Source organism: Puniceibacterium sediminis, assembly GCF_900188035.1.
Lineage (GTDB): Bacteria > Pseudomonadota > Alphaproteobacteria > Rhodobacterales > Rhodobacteraceae > Puniceibacterium > Puniceibacterium sediminis.
Window position 1 is genome coordinate 36573 of the sequence record NZ_FZNN01000023.1, and the last position, 19665, is coordinate 56237.

At 62.3% G+C, this 19665-nt stretch carries 14 protein-coding genes; 4 read left to right on the forward strand and 10 right to left on the reverse strand.

What is annotated here, in order from left to right:
* The first annotated feature begins 32 nt into the window (after positions 1-32).
* Together CHB75_RS18505 and CHB75_RS18510 are read left to right on the forward strand one after the other, a co-directional pair.
* Positions 33-1466: a cytochrome P450 gene (locus CHB75_RS18505; RefSeq protein ID WP_089273249.1), complete on the forward strand. Its 1434-nt coding sequence runs from the start codon at positions 33-35 to the stop codon at positions 1464-1466.
* A complete protein-coding gene (locus tag CHB75_RS18510; RefSeq protein WP_089273251.1) occupies positions 1463-2038 on the forward strand; it encodes a DUF899 family protein in 576 nt (191 codons plus the stop codon). The genes CHB75_RS18505 and CHB75_RS18510 overlap by 4 nt, the downstream gene beginning before the upstream one ends.
* 29 nt (positions 2039-2067) lie before the next feature.
* Here the strand turns inward: CHB75_RS18510 and CHB75_RS18515 are convergent, their stop codons facing one another.
* The 10 genes from CHB75_RS18515 to CHB75_RS18560 form a co-directional block, all read right to left on the reverse strand.
* Positions 2068-2865 carry a class I SAM-dependent methyltransferase gene (locus CHB75_RS18515; protein WP_176439199.1) on the reverse strand — a complete coding sequence of 266 codons (798 nt, stop codon included), beginning with the start codon at positions 2863-2865 and terminating at the stop codon, positions 2068-2070.
* 16 nt (positions 2866-2881) lie between these two features.
* Positions 2882-3679: a helix-turn-helix domain-containing protein gene (locus CHB75_RS18520; protein WP_089273255.1), complete on the reverse strand. Its 798-nt coding sequence runs from the start codon at positions 3677-3679 to the stop codon at positions 2882-2884.
* Between the two features lie 3 nt (positions 3680-3682).
* The gene (locus CHB75_RS18525; protein WP_089273257.1) at positions 3683-4996 is read right to left on the reverse strand and encodes a hypothetical protein; all 1314 of its coding nucleotides are present in this window, start codon (positions 4994-4996) and stop codon (positions 3683-3685) included.
* A gap of 12 nt (positions 4997-5008) precedes the next feature.
* Positions 5009-5494 (reverse strand): acyl-CoA thioesterase, encoded by a 486-nt coding sequence (locus tag CHB75_RS18530; protein WP_176439200.1) that lies wholly within the window; start codon positions 5492-5494, stop codon positions 5009-5011.
* On the reverse strand, positions 5491-11118 hold the full coding sequence (locus CHB75_RS18535; RefSeq protein ID WP_089273259.1) for a type I polyketide synthase: 5628 nt from the start codon (positions 11116-11118) through the stop codon (positions 5491-5493). Before CHB75_RS18535 ends, CHB75_RS18530 begins: the two co-directional genes overlap by 4 nt.
* Positions 11115-12098, reverse strand: coding sequence for a hypothetical protein (locus tag CHB75_RS18540; RefSeq protein ID WP_217898810.1), 984 nt, complete (start codon positions 12096-12098; stop codon positions 11115-11117). The genes CHB75_RS18535 and CHB75_RS18540 overlap by 4 nt, the downstream gene beginning before the upstream one ends.
* A 1-nt stretch (position 12099) precedes the next feature.
* Positions 12100-13965, reverse strand: a complete 1866-nt coding sequence (locus CHB75_RS18545; protein ID WP_089273261.1) for a CRTAC1 family protein — start codon at positions 13963-13965, stop codon at positions 12100-12102.
* Complete coding sequence (locus tag CHB75_RS18550; RefSeq protein ID WP_089273263.1) at positions 13962-14978, reverse strand: DUF1702 family protein; 1017 nt, start codon at positions 14976-14978, stop codon at positions 13962-13964. Before CHB75_RS18550 ends, CHB75_RS18545 begins: the two co-directional genes overlap by 4 nt.
* Positions 14975-15178 (reverse strand): hypothetical protein, encoded by a 204-nt coding sequence (locus CHB75_RS18555; protein ID WP_089273265.1) that lies wholly within the window; start codon positions 15176-15178, stop codon positions 14975-14977. The genes CHB75_RS18550 and CHB75_RS18555 overlap by 4 nt, the downstream gene beginning before the upstream one ends.
* Before the next feature lie 338 nt (positions 15179-15516).
* A complete protein-coding gene (locus CHB75_RS18560) occupies positions 15517-16299 on the reverse strand; it encodes an AfsR/SARP family transcriptional regulator (RefSeq protein ID WP_089273267.1) in 783 nt (260 codons plus the stop codon).
* 389 nt (positions 16300-16688) lie between these two features.
* Here CHB75_RS18560 and CHB75_RS18565 point away from each other — a divergent pair, with 389 nt between their 5' ends.
* Together CHB75_RS18565 and CHB75_RS18570 are read left to right on the forward strand one after the other, a co-directional pair.
* On the forward strand, positions 16689-18770 hold the full coding sequence (locus CHB75_RS18565) for a hypothetical protein (RefSeq protein WP_141135150.1): 2082 nt from the start codon (positions 16689-16691) through the stop codon (positions 18768-18770).
* Between the two features lie 273 nt (positions 18771-19043).
* A complete protein-coding gene (locus tag CHB75_RS18570) occupies positions 19044-19328 on the forward strand; it encodes a hypothetical protein (protein WP_089273271.1) in 285 nt (94 codons plus the stop codon).
* Positions 19329-19665: the final 337 nt, after the last annotated feature.

Consider the following 19665-nt stretch of genomic DNA (forward strand, 5'->3'; position numbering starts at 1 on the left):
TTCCATCTACCGATCAGCCTACAGATCAGCGCATGTCAGCGGCTTCTCTCAGATTGCGCTGCGCCAGCCCCAATGACCTGCCGCGCAATCTGAAAGAAGCCGTGGCGCGCGCCGATGTGGCACTTTGTTGGCCTATCGACACACCCAGAGATGAGGTGAGGGTCATCGAACTCCGCGACATAGGCATTTCAGAAAAGGCCGTGCCCGTTGGTGACCGGTTCGATCCATTCGCGCCGGGTTTCCAAAAGGACCCTTACCCTGTCTACCGGCATTGGCGGGACACCGACCCGGTGCATTGGGGGCATGCGCCCGATCAATCCGGGCCGGGCTGTTGGTACATCTTCACCTATGCCGAGGCCAAAGAGGTGCTGGCCGATCCGCGTTTCGTGGTGGACCCGACCAGCGTCATTCCAGCGGGCTACTTGCCGACGCCGCATCCGGAACATCTGCCGTTGTACGAGATGCTGGGGCGCTGGTTCATCTTTCGCGATCCTCCGGATCATACCCGCCTGCGCAACAAGGTCAGCCAGGCGTTTGATCGATTTGCGCTCGACAGGCTGCAACCCCAGATCGACGCCATCGCATCTGATCTGTGCTGCAGAATCGGCCAGGCATCGCAGGCTGATCTGATATCGGATTTGGCGCTTGCTTTGCCGCAGCGTGTCATTGCGCACATTCTTGGCTTGCCGGACAGCGATGCGTCCCTCCTGCATGACTGGTCGGTGGCCTTGCTCAAGGGGCTGGATTTTACCAGCAAAGACAGGTTTTTCGCGACGCGCGCCATTGGGGCGCAGGCCGCGAGCGCCTTGGCTGCGTATCTGGACAGACAATTGGACCGGGCGCAGACAGGTGACGGCGTGGGCTTGCTGGCCATGCTGGCGCAAGAGGTCGCGAACGTTCCAGACCTGCGCCAGGAGGTGATCGGCACCGCGGCGCTTTTGATCTTTGCCGGTCATGAAACCACGGTCAACTTGATTGGAAACGGCTTTGAAGCGCTGCTGGACGACCCGGATCAGTTTGCGCGTTTGCGGCGTGACCCCTCGCTGCGCGCTACGGCAATCGAGGAATGCGCGCGCTATAATTCACCCTCGCAAATCACCTTTCGGTTTGCCTCGCAACGCTGCGTATTCCGTGGCAAGGTGATCGAGCCGGGCAGCCCTGTGGGTGTGGTGATTGCCTCGGCCAATCGCGATGGCGAGGTCTTTGATGATCCCGATCGATTTGACATTGGACGCTCTAGGAACCCGCATCTGTCTTTTGGCAGGGGCATTCATGCCTGTATAGGAGCGGCCTTGGCCAGGCGTGAGGCGCGCGCGGCGCTGGATGCTTTACTGATGCACTGCCCGAATATCACCCTGAGCCCGGGGCCACGCCAATGGGCCGAGTCCATAGGCCTTCGCGGGTTGAGACGTCTGGATGTACGGCCGCAGGCGGAGCGATATTTTCCTGAAAGGAGAGGATCATGAACCAGATACCAAAGCCGGAAACCCTTTACGCCTTAGAGGATCAGCTGGCGCAACTAGAGGCGCGCATCCGGCAATTGCGCACCTCCGTGCGCGGCCAGATCGTCCAGGATTACGAATTTTCCGGATGGGATGGACCCATCACCCTGGGCGAACTCTTCGCAGAGCAAATTCATCTGATCGTTATCCATAACATGGGGGTCGGGTGCCCCTATTGCACCATGTGGGCGGATGGGTTTGTCGGGCTTTTGCCCAACCTAAGCGCTGCGGCCTCTGTGGTGGTCAGCAACCACGACCCTGTGGAGCGCCAGAAAGAGATCAGCCAAAAGCGCGGGTGGCCGTTCCGCATGGTGGATGCGAGCGCCACCGATTTCACCGAAGCTATGGGGTTTTACGCCCGTGAGGGTGAGGATGTCGGGATGCTGCCGGGATGCTCCACCTTCACGCGGGATGCAGATGGCACGATTCGACGCCACGCGATGAGCTTTTTCGGCCCGCATGATAAATTCTGCCCGGTCTACAGCTTTCTGGAGCTGCTGCCCTCCGAGGTCGAAGAGCGGTTCAGCCCGACCTGATCCGTCTGACCCAATGACCGGTCGGCCGCTCAGACGGCGCGGGTCCAGGTGTAGACAAGCTCTCGGGACTTGAACGCGCCAAGGTAGAAGCTGGTCAATTCGTCCCATTGGGCCAAGGCTTCGGCCGCTTCAGGGTTGCCTGGATCATGCATCATGCCCTGCACATTCCGCCGAATGCCCGAGAATACGCGGATCGCATCGGCATTGGCGTCGCGGGTCGTGACCTGTGAAAACCCGGCACACTGCAAGGCAAGCCTGAGTGCTTGTCCCGGGCGCAGCCCGACAAAGCCATCGATCTCATAGGCTCTTTCCAGCGTTGCGCGCCGTAGTGTCGGACCCGCTTGTTGGTCCGCGATATAAAGCGGCTTGCCCAGAGCCAGCGCACTGCGGGCCGCAGACAGAATCTGCGGCCAGTCGGCCACCAGCGAAAGCGTGTCCAGCAGAAACACCGCCCCCATATCCGGCTGCTTCGCCCGCCAGGTTGCCGCATCGGTGCAAAGAAACGATAACAGCGGATTCCGCGCGTTGCGCAGTCTGGCACGGTCGTATTGCGCCGGATTGCGTTCGATGCCGGTCACCCCGGCCCCAGAGATCTGGGCCAGGAAATCGCAGGCGGCACCGGCCCCGCAGCCAAGTTCAAGCGCCCGATCGCCCTGGCCGAGTTGGGCATCGCGCGCCACATATTCCAGAAAGGGCCGCCCACCGATACAGGCCAACGGCCAGCCGCCGTGCAGCGGGTCATAGACCGCACGGCGCCAGATTTCGCTGTCCGCTGCGGCATAGATCTCTTCCTGCCGCCGTGTTGCCCGAGCGGTGTCAAACTCCATCCCTAACATCGCGGCGCTATTGCCTGTATCGCGTGCAGGGCGCGAGAACCGATTGCGCGGCCTCACCTGCCGCAAGCACCGGTAAAAGCGGCGGGTCGAACTCGGTTGATTGCCGCAGTGCGATGTCTGGTAGATGCGGCACCGCGCAGAGGGCCTCATGGCCAAGAGGCTCTGACCGGAGGACCGATCGCGGCAGCAAGAGGGCGTTAACATCCCCAGACCAGGGGATCGCAAAGGCGACGGCCTCCTGACCCCATCCCGGAAGCTCGGTATGGGGTGCGCGTTTCAGGCCGGCAAGCCTGGCATAGGCATTGCCGGCCGCGAAATAGGCTGTTGCTCGCAGTTGCAGGGCATCGTCGGCGTCGCCGCCGCACACGGGTAGCAAGGCATGCGGATCCAACTGATCCCGCAACTGCCGCAAACCTGTCGGCGTCAGTCCGACAACGGCCTTGAAGCGGTTGTTGAAACTGCCCAGGCTTTCGTATCCGACCTCGTAGCAAATGCTGATGACGCTATCGCCAGTCCTCAGCAGCATCTGCTTGGCCCGGTAGAGCCGCAAGGCGGACAGATAGCGCATCGGGGTAATGCCCGTCAGCTTGCGAAACGCCCGGATAACGCAAAACGAGGAGTGGCCCATGTCCTCGGCAAGCTCCCGCAGCATCATCGGCTGATCGAGGTTTTCACGAAAATGCGCCACCAGGGTGCGCACGACGGTTTTCGCAAGCATACCGTCCATCTGCATGCCCGCCGGATTGTCCCACCGATTTTGGCGGTGGGACAGGGCACCGGATCCGGAGACCAGATCATGCGGCATGGCTCAGTTCCCGAACTTTGACGGCAGCCAATCATCGGGCCGGATCGGGTCGGGCGCCATCGTACCGTCGCCCATGTAGTCCAACCGACCCTTTGCGTCGCAATGCACATCGCGCGGGTTCAGGCTGATTTCGCCGGTTTCTTCATCCCCCTGCAACTTGCCGAAGAATGTGCCGAAGAAAATGGTGTTGGCCTCTTCCTTGGTATGCGGGTTGATGCGCGGCGAAATCTGGAAATCGCCGACGCCCAGATTGCCCGCCTTTTTGACCAGCAGCAGCGGATCGGCATGACCAAAGCCAAAGAAAATCCCGCGTACCGATTCCGGCAGCGGCGTGTCGTCCACCACATAACGCTCGTTCGTAAAGGTATGCGCGAGCCGGAAAAAGGTCATCGGCATGCCGGTATAGACCGGCTGCCCGTTCGACACGTCTTCCACCTTGCCCGAGGCGTAGAACGGCCGTTGCACAGAGGCCCAATAGTTGTGCCGGTGCACCGAGGGGCTGATCTCGGAGGTTTCGCCCGAAAAGGGGAAGTGTTCATAGTGCAGGGACCCGTCGGGGTGCAGACCGGCCACCTCTTTTTCAAGGACAAGCGCATTCTGAAAGCTGTCCGCCCGAACCATTGCCATGGCATCGCCGAAAATTTCGGTAAACCACAGTGGCGATATCTGGGTTTCAATCTCGACCTGGCCAATGCGCGTAATCGCACGGCACTCGAAGAACAGCGGCATGGTCACATCGAAAACCTGGCCGGGCGTGAACTGCACCGGGCGGGACGAGGCGGATTTCGCCAAGACATCTGCCGAGTCTGCGCCGCGCATGATCGCCAGTTCCTGCAAGGAAACCCGGGCCCATTCCGCCAGATCGACATCGCCGGTGTTCGCCTCTTTCGCAAAGGCCTTCAGTGCGGCCTCGACCTGCTCCGGCACCCGGTCCATCAGTTTGCGCAGAGCCAAAAGCGCCGATACGCGCCCACGCCCCGGCGCCATTTCGTGAATGCGCGAGATCACCCAATCGACCTTGGGATCGGATTTGCGCACCTGTGCCCAGATTTCCTGATCCGCGCGGATCAGGGTATCGCGCTCGCCGATCAATGGGTTGTCGTTTATCAGGATCCTGCGCAGGCGCCGGGTGTTGTAGCGGCCTGTTGCGTCGCGAAAGGCCTGGACCGAGGCTTCGATCTCGGAGCGGATTTCCGACGCGTATTCCAGGCCCATTTCGGCAGGGAAAACGTAGTTGTTCAATTCTTCCAGGATCAGCTCCGAGTAATCCGTCGGGGCGGTGGCTCTCAGGGCCTGGATCTGTTCTACATAGGTCATCATTTCCTCCATTTATGGGTTGGTTGCGTTTACTGGGTCGAGGGGTGATCGTGCGGGCGGGCCGCCGGACGATGCGCGATAGGCCCGCAACGCGGTCGCCAGTTCGTCGGGGATCGGGCAGGGCACCATGGTGTCGCCGCGCTGCCGCATGCTGCGGATTTCCTGACGGCCCCGGGCAACCTGTTGCCAGCCATCCCTACGCGCCAGCCGGTAATCAAAGCTCAGCAGGATGCGGTTGCCGGTCTGTTCGACCAGGGACATGCCAAGCTCGATCTCGTCGAAGGCGCGCAACTCTTGAAAATAATCACACGCGACGCTGACCGTGACGAGCCGCAGGTCCGCGGCGATCTCCACCAGGGTGCCGGGCGCATTGTCGCGCAGGAACATCTCGCGACAACTGCCCTGCCAGGCGATGTGTCTGGCAAAGTAGACATTTCCGACCACATTCGTCTCTTCGAAGGTCACCACATGGCGATGGGTGAATACCGGTGTCGTCATGCGAGGCTTTCCTTTGCGGTGGCGGGTGTCAGCATCAGCGCGATACAGCCGTCGTTTTGCACGGCGTGGCACAGGATCTGCGCGGCGCCGCAGCGAAACGCCTGAAAGCCGGGCTCGCTGCCCTTCAAAGGCAACAGAGGCTGAGCGGCCGGCACCCCGCCCTTGCGAGCGCATTCGCGCGCGGCCCAGACTGCGGCAAAGGCGTTCGCGATACCGGATGCGTGCAGCTTTTCCGCGATCAGACTGTCGTCGCGGACAAGCGGCGTGTCGTCACGGGTGGCGGTTTCAACCAGATCGCAGGCCAAAACTCCGGGTCCACGCGCGCCAAAGGTCAAAGAGGCGGTATGGCTCAGCGACAGCGCGTCGGGCCCGTCGAGCATTTGAAGTCCGTCGCCACGGCGCGTCGCCTCGGTGGCGTCCAGTGCGCCCATCACGATCTGGCGACGGGACTGGCGGTCTGCGGAGTTACAGATGGCTGTACGGATGTCACGGCGGCGCGCATGCAGCACGGCGGCGCGCTGCATGGCGGCCGGAAAAAACGGATAGGCCAGCCTGTCGATGGACCGCTCGGCGATCGCCCGAAAGCGCGCGCCGCGCCAATATTCAACGATGGCACCGTCCGGGCCACGCCATAGGACGTCGAAAACAAAGGTATTGCCGTCAGAGGCGCGCTCGACGGCCTCGACGCTGACGCGCCGTGCCTCGGGATCGGCAATCTGGATCTGCGCCACGGTGACGGGCAGAACACGGCGCTGCGGCACGCAGGCCTGCAGCACATGCAATCCGGCATCGCGGGCGCCCGCATCGCCAAGCACCATATCCTGGCTTTCGAACGGGCCGAACCAAGGGGCAGCAGAGGCATTGGATAGATTGGACAGCCCGGCGCGCAGGGAGAACGCCGTCAGGTGGTCGATCTCTTCCACCCTTTGGAAGCGCCCCGAATTAAAGCACAAATCGCGGTACAGAAGCGCCCCGTCGATCCGGCAATTTGCGGCAAGGTCAAAGGCCTCCGGCCTGTCCAAAGTCGGCTCAAACGATAGCGTCACTGTCGCCCGATCCGCGCTGAACCCGTCGTCCGATGCGCGGATCGCTGCAAGCAGGCTGCCGTCATCGCGCCGCAGTACTGCCGTGCGCAGGGTAATTTCGTCCCCGTCAAGCGTCACGGCACCAAGCAGGTCGAGATCGCGAAAGCCAGTTGGCGCATGTCCCGTCAGCGCCTTGGCCGCCTGTGCCATCGCCTCTAACATCAGCACAGCGGGCATGACGGCTGTACCCTCAACCACATGATCGGTGATCCAGGGGTCCGATCCCCGCGCCAAGCGCGTGTCCACAACCAGTTCGATCCCGGGAAAGCGGATCTGGGCCGTTTCAAGGAACCGCCCTTGCAAGCTGGGCTGCGCGGCAAAGCCAAGGGTCCGGGGTTGCCCGAAGCGTCCGGTCACGATTAAGTGCTCGTCGGATTGCGGCGCATATAGCAGGACGCAAAGCCGATCCAGCGCCGTGCCAAGCGGGATCGCTTCGACGCCCCTGCGGGCCAGCCGCTCTACCGCGCCGATCCGTTCCCCCATGCCCGCGCCGGCCCAGACCGACCAGTCCAGTGCGAGGGTGCGTAAATCGTGGCAGCGTCCCCACCGCATCAGCCGCGCGGACATCATCGCGTTGGCCAGCGCATAGTGCGTTTCACCGGCCAGCCCCAGGGCCCCGATGACAGAGCCAAAGCCGATGGCCAAACGGATACGCTGAGGATCAAGCGCGCAAAGAAGCGTTTCCAGCCCTTGCAGCTTCGGCGCGAGCGCCGCGCTAAGGGCGGTCGCGTCGAGCTGGTCAAAGCCCGCCGGATCATTGACACCCGCCGCGTGCAGAAAGGCGGTGGGTCGTTCCTCTTCCGGCAGCGTCTCAAGCGCGTTCCGAAACTCGGATGCATCGGTGACGTCCGCCTGCAAATACCGCGCCCTGCAGCCCTGAGCCTTGGCGCGGCGCAGTGTCTCTGTCACAGCCGGGTCGTCGCCTGAGCTGCGCCCGACAAGCAGCAGTGCCGCGCCGCTGACCTTTGACAGGCGCAGGGCGGACTCCGCACCGATCCCCTTGGCTCCGCCAGTGACAAGCAGAGTATCGCACGGTCCCAGACCTGCAGCGGTGTCATCCCGCGTGCGGCACTGGCTGATCGGGACAAATTCCAGAACTGCGCGGTCAAGACCACCGGCGGCGCGGCAGCGATACTGCGCGAATGGCTCTGCCTCTGTGCGCAGAAGCGTGGAAATACCGGCCTCTCGTGCCGGACCGTCCACGCCTTGCGCATCGACCAAGGTGATGTGATCGAAGACACCATCCTCAAGCAGCGCACCGGCAAAGCCCGAAACCGCCATGCCCGGATGCAGGATCAGCAGTTTCCTTAGCCCTGCGGCTCGTGCGGCCTTGACCCTTGACCACAGCAGGTGCGCGGCAGCGGTATCGTCCGGCAAAGCGACGTCCATCAGGCTGACAAGGCCGGATTTTGTCCCATTCGCAGTGGGAATGCCTCCGGGGTCCGGCCCGAACAGGCACCATTCGGGGGCTTCAGCGGCGGCTTTAGGCCAATCACAGACCTGCCAGACACTGCGATATTCACCCACCCAGGGTGCGACACCTTCGATGCTTTGCGGTGTGGTGTCCTCACCCGGGGCGAACTCCAGCAACTCGTCCAGGAGGCGCGCCAGACCGTACACCGTCTCGGCCGCCACATCGGTGGCAAGCGCCGGTTGCCGGAGGCCAAGCGCTTGCGCCGCCGCCTTTACGATTCGGCCCACCGAGAGGGAATTGAGGTGCAGATCCTCAAGCAGCCGCGCCTCGGGTTTGACCAGGCTCAAGGGCAGGCCAAGCGCCTCTGCCGTGGCTTTGCAGACGATATCCAGCGTCGGCGCCGCGCTTGTATGGGCAGGGCGCGCATTGATGTCCTGCAATGCAGCCGCTGCGATTTTGGGTTTCACCGCGCTTGGAGGCGGCGCTTTGTCCGACACGCCGCAGGGATTGCGCAGCAATTCCGGCGCGGGTCCCAGGGGCCGGATCGCGCGATCCGCAAACAGCAGCCCCAGATCAAGCCGACCGCCCAGGCGCCACACGGTGGCAAGGGTGTCGAGCAATCCGAATAAGGTTTCGGCACCGACATCGGGTGACGCCACTTGCAGACCGGCATCGCGAGCAAGGCGCGACAGACCTTTGCCCGGTCCGACCTCGATCACCAGATCGCAGTGCTGTGCCAATTGGGCGCAGACCTCGGAAAACCGCACAGGGGCACAGAGCTGCTGCGTCAGGATCGCGGACAGATCGCTGCTGGCCTCAATCGGCGCGCCCGTGACGGTCGAAATCACCGGCATCTGCGGCGCCGACCAGGGTACATCCTGCAACGCGGCGGCAAGGGGCGTTTCGACCTGCGCCATCGCGGCGCTGTGAAAGGCATGCGAGACCTTCAACAGCTCGCAGCTCAGCCCCGCAGCGCGTGCCTTTTGCATCCAACGTACCGCCGTTTCCTGCGGTCCGGCCAGGACCACATCGCGCGCTCCGTTCAGACAGGCGACTTCCAGATCGTCGGGGCGGCCAAGCGCGGCGATCTCTTGAGCCGAGGCAGTCACCTGCAGCATTGTGCCACCTGCCTCGCCATGGCGGGCCATCAGCTGGCCACGGGTCTGGACCAGATCCGACATCTCCTGTCGGGGCAGCGCACCTGCCCAGTGCAAGGCGGTGATCTCGCCCAGGGAATGACCTGCGGCAATCTCTGCCATGATCCCGGCCTGCGTCAGGACGTCCAGCCCCATAAGAGCGGAGGCGGCAATCGCTGGCTGCGCATGTTCGGTGGATACGCTGGCATCGCTGGGGAAAGTGGCCAGCGTATGAGGCAGGGAGGGAAAGCGCCGCGTCCAGGCGCCGCCCGAGGCCCGCACAGGGGCCGCCTGTCCGGGAAACACAAACCCGATGCGCGGCGGGCTGCGCACGGGGGCGGGCGGGATTGAGAGCGCTTTTGTCAAAGCCTCCTGCAAGGCCTCCGGGCGATCCGCGACAATCGCCGCACGGAACGCGGCTTGGGGTACGGCATCCCGAAAGCAACCGGCAGCGGCATCGGCCATTTCGCTGTGCGACAGGCTGGGTGCGCGTTTCAGAAGCGCGTTCATCGCCTGGTGCAGTTCCTCCGCGCTTTGCGCTGCAAAAATAAAAAGCTCGGCCTCTTGGGCAAGGGGTTGCGCGGGCACAGACACGCGCTTTGCGTGCCTGATCTTGCTGTCCGGACCCGCAAGGACGAGGTGCGCATTGATGCCGCCAAACCCGAAGGCAGAGACTCCGGCCAGCCGCGTGTCACTACGGAACTCGCCGACCTGCGCTGGGCACAGCCTGCCGCCGCTTTCGGCAAAGATCGGGTGCGGCACGGCGCAGCTGATATGGGGCGGGATTATACCGTTTTTCAGCGCCTGCGTGGTCTTGATGACCCCGGCGATGCCAGCCGCTGCCTTGCAATGGCCGATATTGGCCTTGATAGAGCCAACAGGAATCGCCGCGCCGTCCTGACCGATCACTTCCGCCAGGGCGGTGATCTCGGTGGGATCGCCAATTGCAGTTCCGGTGCCATGCGCCTCGAAATAGGCGGCCTCTGCGGGGGCGTGACCGGCCCGTGCCCAGGCGCGGGCAATGGCGCGCGATTGGCCCGGTGCGGTCGGTCGGGTCAGCCCGCCAGCGCCATCGGTCGAACATCCCCAACCCGCAACCCAAGCCAGCGGGTCACCGCCCAATTTTTGCGCGGCCTCTTCGCTCGCCAGAACAGCGATGCCGCAGCCCTCGCCTGGCCAGAAGCCGCTGGAGCGCTTGTCGAAAACCCGCATTTCATCGCGGCAAAGCGCGCCCGTGCGCGCAAAGCCCACCAGCTCAAATGGATCCAGGCTGAGGTCGACGCCGCCCACAATCGCGACGTCCAGATCGCCCTGGACGATATGCGAACAGGCTTCGCTGAAGGCCAGCAGGGAGGCCGCACATGCCCCGTCGACGGTCCAGGCGCCGCCGCCGAGATCAAGCTGGTTGGCAATGCGCCCGGCAATCGTATTGGCCAGCGCACCCGCCAGCGATTCCTCATTCGGGTCGGGAAAATCCTGCGCGAGGTTCGCGGCAAAGGTGCTGGTGACTTCGTCGATGAGGTCCGGCGCGATTTGGCCCGCCTGCAAGGCCTGAGACAGATGCCGTTTGAGATAGGGCAGCCGCAGACGCATCTGCGCGGCACGGGAAAATTCGCCAGTCAGTGTGTTGCCCAGGATGACGGCGGTGCGCCCGCGCGGCAGGGCCTCTGCGCCACCGACCGCCCCGACCGCCGTCATCGCCGTTTCAAGCGCCAGCCAATGGGTTAGATCGGCGGTGTCAAAGGTACTTTTGGGAATGCACAGGCGATCCCGGCGAAACTGCCAATCGGAAATCAGTCCGGCGTAAATCCTGGGGATCGAGTCCTCAGTGCCGATGTGTTCAACGGCATAATCCCCCAGAGCCAGCCGTTGCGGCGGAATGGCGCGGAACGATCGCCGTCCGTCCAGAACGTTCTGCCACAAGGCATCCGGGCTGGGCGCCTCGGCATACCGGCAGGCCGTGGACAATATGGCGATCCGGTTTGTCATTCCGCAGGTGCCTGTGAAGCTGCGGGCTGTGCAGGCTCGGGCTGAGGCGCTTGACGCTCGCTCGCCTCAATCATCGGCAACAGCAGCGCGAACCACAGGCCGCGGGCTGCGGTGACCAGCGTCAGGGCATAAAACAGGCCGAATACGACGTGCAGGTACATGAACAGGGCATAGAGCGCCGCCACAGCTGCCGCGAACAGCACCTGGTTTCGCCAGCGTGAGGGCGTCGTGGCGGGATCAGTGATCATGTAAAAGGTGAACAATATGAAGGCAAAGCCGCTCATCGGCGCCAGCCCGGCCAGGATCGGCGTGTCTTGAAGCACGGCGCGGAGGATGCCCTGAGCGGCGAAGAACGCGAGCCAAGCAAGGACAAGGGGCATCCTGCCCGTGAGCTTGGTGTTCAGCAGACTGCCAGTGCAGATCACGATCAACGGCAACAGCACATCGAGCGTGCCGGTGGTGGCCTCTGAAAATTGGTAGGGCGGAGCGATCCCCACAGTGGGGAACAGCAACAGAACGATGGTGATGCCAAAGTTGGACGGGTTCAGGACATGGCGCAGACGGTTGCCGATCCGAACCTGTATCAAGCGCTTTGAGGCCACGGCCAAAGACGCTGCGAAGGCGATGACCCAAAGCTGCTCCAGCGGCATGAGCAGCATTCCGATCGCCAAGGCGGTCACATGTGCGGACAAGAGAAACTGTATCACGCTGACCGCGCCACCGGCATAGGCGGGCCTGCGCCTGCCGTCGCGAGCGGCCTGCCGTTCGAGAAACAGCTCTGTGCCATAGGCCGCAGCAAGCGCCACAAACGGGGTGATCCAGGATTGCTCGAACCCCAGCCACAGGTGCCCCAGGATGTTCAGCGTAGTGATCGCGATGGCAAATCGGCTCAGGCCCGCCAGACGCTTTTCCTGCCAGGAGAGACGGGCCTTTTGCGTGAATACTGTGGATGCAGGAACATCTGCGGTCACGAGGGTCATGTCATTGGTCCTTTATCATCGATAGGGCGGCGCTTTCGCTGGCCAGTACCAGGCGGTTGTGGCCCGGAAAGACGGGCAGATCGCTGCGATGCGTGCCCATTCCGTCGCGCCAGATGACCCGCGCGACCAGCGGCGCGTCCTGCGGAAATGCCCCCAGACCGAAGTGCAACTCGGGCGCGCTTTTGCCGGAATGGCCGTTCCCGCCAGAGACCGTCGCGCTCATCCGTGTGTCACTGCCATCGGCGCTGAGTGTGACCTGCGCACCGATCGCGGGGCGCGTTGTGCCGTTGAGGGTCTCGATCCTCAGGTCCAGCACCGCCGAGGATTGGCGGCTTGGGCTGGTGTTGAGCAACAGGATCGAGTCCATCCATTGCCGGGCGATCAGGGCATCGATGTCACCGTCGCCGTCCACGTCACCCAGCGCGATGCCACGTGAGATCGTGCGGGGCTCGAACCCCAATTCCGGGGCCATATCGCGATAGGTCGCGTCGGCATTCGCCACAAAGAAGGTATCGGCGCGGTCTCCGGACAGGTCGTCACCTTCCCCGAACTTGGGCCAGACGGCCACGAATTGCAGCAGTTCGTCATTCGCCATCGCCGCCTCGTGCAGTTCCGGCCAGCGATTCGTATCACCCTTGAGAAAGCCGGTCGCCTGCAGGATCTCCGGCACGCCATCATTGTTGAAATCGGCGATCCGGGCGTCCCACCCCCAGGCGCTGCGCGCCACGCCGATTTGGCCGCTGATCTCTTCAAAAGGGGCGCGGCCTTTGGCAAAATCCTTGGCTTTTCCCGTGCCGCGGAACAGCAGATGGCTCTCCATCAGGGCGTAGTCCTCTGCGATATTGCTGACGTAGAGGTCAAGATTGCCGTCGCGGTCGATGTCCGAGAAATCGACTCCCATGCCCTTGAAACTGTCGCGCCCCAGGGTGCGCGACCGGGGCGTCGCAAGCCCGCGCTGTCCGGTCACTGCGGCAAAGGCAGCGGCGCCTTCACGGCTGCGGTTGTGCAGCAACTGATCCGGCCCGAAGTCGTTGGCGACAAACAACTCGGGCAGGCCGTCGCCATCAATGTCCGCAGCTCCGGCGGCGAGGGTCCAGCCCGCGTTGTTCCCTGCGGCTGCAGAGACAAGCCCGCCGCTGTCGTCCTGAAACAGCAGCTCGGTTTGCGATGGATCGGCATGGCCCAAGAGCAGGCGGTTGCGTCCTGCGTTATACGCGCGGCTCATGGAGCGCTGCATGTGCACCGTGCCGCGCGTTCCGAGAACGGCCATATCGTCGGGGAAATAGTTGCCGAAGAAGAGGTCAAGAATGCCGTCCCCGTCAAAGTCGGCGGTGATGGCAGCATTTGTGTTCCAAACCTCCGGCCGCGCCAGCAGATCGCGCTCGGCGAAATCTTCGGCAGCCAGATGCAGCGACGGGCTGCGCCCCCAGTAGTAAACCACCAGATCCTGACGCCCGTCCTGATCGGCATCCAGCGGCAGACATCCCATGGGGGCCACGCTGCCCGGATCGCTGGCGGATCCTTCCCAACTCAGCGAAAAGGGTGCAAAGCGGTTGCCGGTCGTGGGCACGGGGGCCACGGTCACGCTGTCGAACCGCGGATCGACCAGACAGTAATCATTGTGGCGCCCATCACCGTCCAGATCGAAGAGCGCCACACCAGCCCCGACCGCCGACACCCAGGCGGCGATACGCTCGAATCCCGGGTGTACATTGCGGACCGACTGGGGCCTGTCTCCCAGAGCCTGCAAGGTATGTCGTTCAAAGGCGAAATCGCCGATCTCGGGTCTGTCTACTTGGGCGGACAGCACGGCGATGCCGTAAAAACAGCCCGGGATCGCCAGAGCGGCAAGGTAGGTTCGGATCATTTCTGGACTCCTGCGCGAGGCGCGTCAGAACGCGCCGGGAACTGATCCTGCACGTTTTGTCGCCAGTGTTCGTAATGCATCAGAGCCCCGGCGCGGTTTTCAGGTGCACCCGCAGGCTGGCCGCGTCGCGCAAGCGCTGCGGCCTCGACTGCCGACAACTTGGTCAGCGTCCGGCTGACCGTTTCAAGGTTGTCGTTGACCAGCCCCTCAGTGATCCGCGCCAAAGCGGCAAAGGCCGCGCCCTGTGCCAAAGCGGCGCGATGCGCTGACAGGCCCTCGGCCACGACCTCGCACAGCTCGTGCGAGGCAGGACCGGCATAGGCCATGGCAAGACCCAGCCCCGCCGCAAGATCGTTGTGCCGCGCCGGATCGAACTTTGCGATCAGACGCAACGCCAGGTCGCCCCGGGCCAGAGACCGAAACCAAAGCGCCCGACCGATGCCCTGATCATAGGCCTTTGCACTCAGGCCCGTGCCGCGCCCCATCCTGCCCAGGCCTGGCCGGTCCGGCCGGAAGAAAGCGTCGTGAAATCCGCGCCCATCCAGGGTGAGGGTGAACAACTTTGGCGGCGTCTGATGAAACAGACGCGACCCGATCCAGGGCATCCGCGCCAGAGCCCAGCCCGTGCCCACCTGGATAAGATAGCTGTAGCGTGATCCAAAGACCTGCTGAAGCGCCCGCAAGTGGCCACCGCGCACTGACAAGCTGTCGCGCACCGCAGATCCCATGGCCGCACCTTCGACCAAAAAGCCAGCCAGATAGCCTGGTCGTGCGTCCAGCGCCTGCTCTAACCTCGCCAGAGTATTGACGCCAAGCGCCAGATTATATCCCGACACGAAGGTGTCGCAGATGGATTGCAGATGGTCATATCTTTCATGATCAAAGCAGCCCTTGCGCAGGTGCGTCAAAGAGGCCGCCTTTGGATCCAGCCTGAGCAGAGGCGCAAGGTAAAAGCCACACTGCGGTCTTTGGGCGGGTATTGTCTGCGGGTCCTGAGCGTTGACAAGGCTCATCTGTTGGCCTCTGAGTGCCCGGCCTCGCGCAAAATTTCGGTCAGCCGCGCGACAAGCTGAACCATTCCGATGAATTGGCGGACCGGGCCACCGTTCAGGTTAGAGATCGAGCCCCGGTAACCGTATTCCCCCTTGCTCTCGCCCTCGAACCAGCCGCGAATGACGATTTCTGCCCTGGATTCTCTTCCGTCACGCCGCATGGCACCAGACCTCGCATAGGGTTTCTTTACACTCTCATGCTAGGGGGCAGGACGGACTCATGACGGTCGATCGGCGCGCGTGGCGGCGAATTCCTGCGGGTTTACCGGTCACGGCGAGGGTGCAATCAGGGGGATTTTTGCCGACGTATCGTATGCGTCCAGCGCACGACCCGGTTTGATCGCGGCGTATTATGGCGCGCAGTTGCGTGGCATTTGGCTGACATTTCACTGACACGGCATTCGAAGGGGCCTCAGTGAATGTCAAACCTCACACCAAAACCTCGGCGCAGAATGGCGCGTTTTTCCAATGAAAGTGGAGACTAAGTCGGCGCGTGGATTTATCGAGCGGAAACTTCCGCCTGAAAAAAACCATCGAGCGCGTGTTCTGATGGGTCGGCGCAAAGTGCGTCGTACAGTGACCGGGTCCGGCGTGTGGGTTTGGCGTGGCATTCCGCCCAGACAAAATTTTCGAACCGCTCGAAATGCTGTCTGATCTTTTGGCCCTCGCCGCGCAGGGCGTGCAGCAGCAGCATACGCCGGTGGACAGATTCGCGCAGCGGATCGTGGACAAGAATGATGCGGCAGCCCTCTGCCGCGTGGCTGTATTCGCCCTCTTGGATAAGTTGATCGACGATCAAAAGACAGGAGCGCACAAACAGCCCAAGCAGTCTCTCGCGTTCGAAAATGGTCCAGCGGTTGACATGGCCGGGAATGAACCCCCCGTTGTAGATCGCGACAAGCTTGCGATAATGCTCTCGCACGTCGCCCTGTCCCTCCTTGAGTTGACGATAGGTGCCGGCCAGGATCGCCGTATCGCTGGCATCCGGAGTATCCATGAAGATACCCAGGCTCCATTTGTCGGAAAGCATTTCGATATTCGGAAGGCTAGGCGCCGCCAGGGCACGGCGCAAGCGCGAAGTGGTGGAATTCAGCGCTGATTTTCCATCGCTCCGGTCGTCACGTTCCCAAAATTTATCAATGATATCATCGCGGTCGAGCAAGCGGTTGGCGTTTTGGAAAAGGTAGGCAACGCATTCGCGCCCGGCAACGCCGATGCCTGGGCAACGGGAATATTTACCAACGCCGATCTGAAAGGTTCCCAAAAATTTTGCGCCCGGCATGATTCACCCGTGATCGGTCTGGGCGCAAGCCGAAAAATGGCGAGGCGTGAGGGAAACGCAAATGACTGCATGCAACATATGTCATTCCTTTTTATACGCTGAAAAATCTGTGACTTGATGGCTCAGACCAACTTCAAACGCTCCAGAAAATGGACGATTAGAAAATGATAAAGATTCAATCTAAGCGGTCGTCATAGCAAAATCGTGGCATCATGGAAAGCTATTCCGCCGCGCCCCTTATTGGGGCTGACTAACGTGAACGCGTTAGATGCGCGCAAACCCGAAGAAGACAGGACAGCGCGCGCGCGGTAGCCATGCCGGGCTGCCTGCGCATCCATCGCGCAGAAAACCAAAGCGGTGCTGTGATCAACAAGAAGAAAAGACGCCAGATGTCGAACCCCGGCCAGAGTGACGAATTTGACCGTATGAAGGACGAGTTGCGCGCGTTGGAGCGCGCGTATGAGGCCAATGGCATAATCGACTGGGACGCCTACGCCCATGGTGGCCGGGACGTGGAACGCGTGGTGGTCGAGGTCCGCGCCAAGGACTTTCGCAATGGCACGCTGCGCCTGACACGCCCCTGTTGCCTGCGGTTCACAGAGGATGTGATCGTCAATCCCAATCGCCCGTCCATGTGCAAAGGCGAAGACCAGCGCGAGACGGGCATAGACCCAGACCGCGATCTTGACTGGTGGCCGGATCTTTCCGATCCGGATCAGATCGCGCTCTACGGTGCTGAGGGATCAGAGATCGGCAGCGCCTACCAGCTTGGCTTTTTCGCCGCAATTGCAGTTGAGACGACGGGCGGCACAATCATCGATCTGAACGACTATCACCTTGCCATGCAATCGGAATTCGCTCTGCAACAGCGCTTTTTCGCGCTCATCGAATTGGCCGACCAGCCGTTTGTCTTTTCCCAGGGCCCCTCTGCTGCGGCGCGTGGTTTCGGGCGAAATCTGCGTCCGGCGCGGCAGGTCATGATCAAGAACGGAACCCTTGGACGAAGCGCACATCACGCGATCCACGGCAACAATCCCAGCGAGGTTGTTTTGTCGAATCTGACGTTCCGGGACTACGAGGTTGCCGCCATCGCGATCAACGGGCCGCGCCATTTGTTGATTGAGGACTGCGTGCTTCAGGGCAATAGCGCTGAGGTTCCGGTTCTTGGCACCTACAGCGCAGGGCGCTTTGCGCTGGTGGCTGCACGCAGGCTGTTGCAAATGCCGGACGCGCTTGACCCTGCTGCCCTGGCCAAGCTGCAGAGGGCCTCTGCCGATCTGGCAGCGGATATGGATGCGGTGTTCGATCATGTCATCTTTGGCAAGCCAATCGACAAGAGCAGGCAAGCGGCGGCGGCGCTTTTCCTGAATCCGACGGGGCATGTGGATGGCAATGCTTACGGGATCGCCGTCCATTCGCGGGGCATGCTGGCCGGTCCGTTTGTCTGCCGCGACGTCTCTTTCGCCGATGGGCTGAACGACAATAAGGACATAGATGCCTGCAAGGTGCGGATCGTTCACACCAGCATCGCCGATACCCGGGCCAGCGTGCGCGAGATCGTGGCGCTGGGGCCGGTCACCGCGCCCGACACCCCGCCTGCGCCGCACTTGGTCGATGCGGCGGGCGCGGTCCTGCCGTTCTTTCCGACCGGCGATCAACCCGGCATCATGGACGATCAGGGGCGTCCGGCCCTCACCAGTCTTGCAGTCCTCCAGTTCGCGATTGCCGAAGCGGTGGCCGGATTGCCCTTGGACCAGCGCCCGCCGTTTCCCCGCCGTACCATATCGGAGACCATTCGGCACTGGGCATCAGACGGCAACCAAAGACTTGTCCCCTCCGACGAAACGCCCGGCGTCTGGCAAATCGGGATCGCGAAACCGGAGCGGTTTCAGGTCCGCTGCAACGGAGATTCGATGCATCACGTCAACAAGGGGGTGATTGCCTTGTTCATTCAGGCGGTCAGCGATCTTGATCTCGACAATCTGCTGATCAGCAACACGGTGAACGCGGGCGCGGCCGGGAGCGCGCTTGCCGGGCCCTATACCTCGGGTCAGGACGGCGGCCATGCGGGGCAAGCCAAACAGATCGGCTATACCGGGGCGGGCGCGCGGGGGGCGTATATCGGCGCCTGCACCGACGTCCGCGTCAGGGCGCTGCGCGTCATGGGGGTGCAGTCGCATTGGGGCAATGCCACCGGGATCGAGTTGGCAGGAGGCACCGAATGCGCTGACCTGACCGGCTGTGGCAGCGGTCAGGTGCAGGCCGGTACCCGCATCATAGAGCAACGCCAGACCGCCATGCCGAACGGTGCCGCAGTCGCAACGACGCTGCGCATCGCGCCGGACACGCGGCTGGTGAAAGTGTCGGGTTTTCATGATGCAGGCGGTGTCGTGCAGCCGGGTCCGCTTGTGGCCAGTGGGATTACCATTCTGTCACCGGACTGTTGTTTTGTGCCTCAAGGCAGGTTCTGATCTTGTGGTGCATCGGCCTGAGGTTTGGACATTGGGATGTCACGTGAAACCGACCCGGAAGCCTACGGCTGTGACCCGCCGCAGGGGTGATAGTCCAACACAGCGTTACGGCGTCAGGCCGATTCAGAGAAATCTGATCCGCGCCAAGGGCCTGATGCTTATCCTGAGACCCGCCGGATCGCCGTGGGCTTTACCCTGACGCCTGCTCGGCTACTGCCGTAAGCGTGGCTGAAAGTACGAATGGTGACCTGCCACCCTGACAGGAGATGCCCGGTGTTCCGGCGCTTTGAAAACCTCGTCGATCCGTTTGTCGACTACGCCGAGGCCAACAGCCCGCCGACGCGGCTGCTGCCGTTTCTGCTGTCTTACGCGCAGCCGTTCAGGGGCCTGTTCATTTGGTCGGGGATCACCTCTGTTCTGGTGGCTGCGGTCGAAGTTGGTCTGATCTGGGCCATGGGCTGGATCGTCGATATTCTCGTGGGGGGACCCAGCTCAGGTTTGGCAAAGCACGTGGAGCAGCGAAAGTTGGAGAAGACACAGTTTGCTGCGGCGAACTAAGTTTCGTCGTGCCTTAGGTCCTGGACTTGGGTAACGGGGCCGTCCGAGTCAAGGGATTTTGGGCAAACGAGTTAAGCCGCCAAAGCGGAGCTTTTTGTTCGCCTTGTCTGTTGTGCTTTATCTTGCGGCTTTCGGTTGAGGTCCTTCGGGTACATGCTTCGGTCCGTGGTCAACGCCTAGGTTGCCAACATGATGCTGGTTCGATGTAATTCCGATGTGCCCATCTCATAGGCGTGCTTGACGGCATTGTTGCAGAACTCACGCCTGAGGCATGACTTCCCCTTACCCCGCTGGCGTTATGCCACGCGAATGATCTCGGCAGTGCCGAGGGCATTGA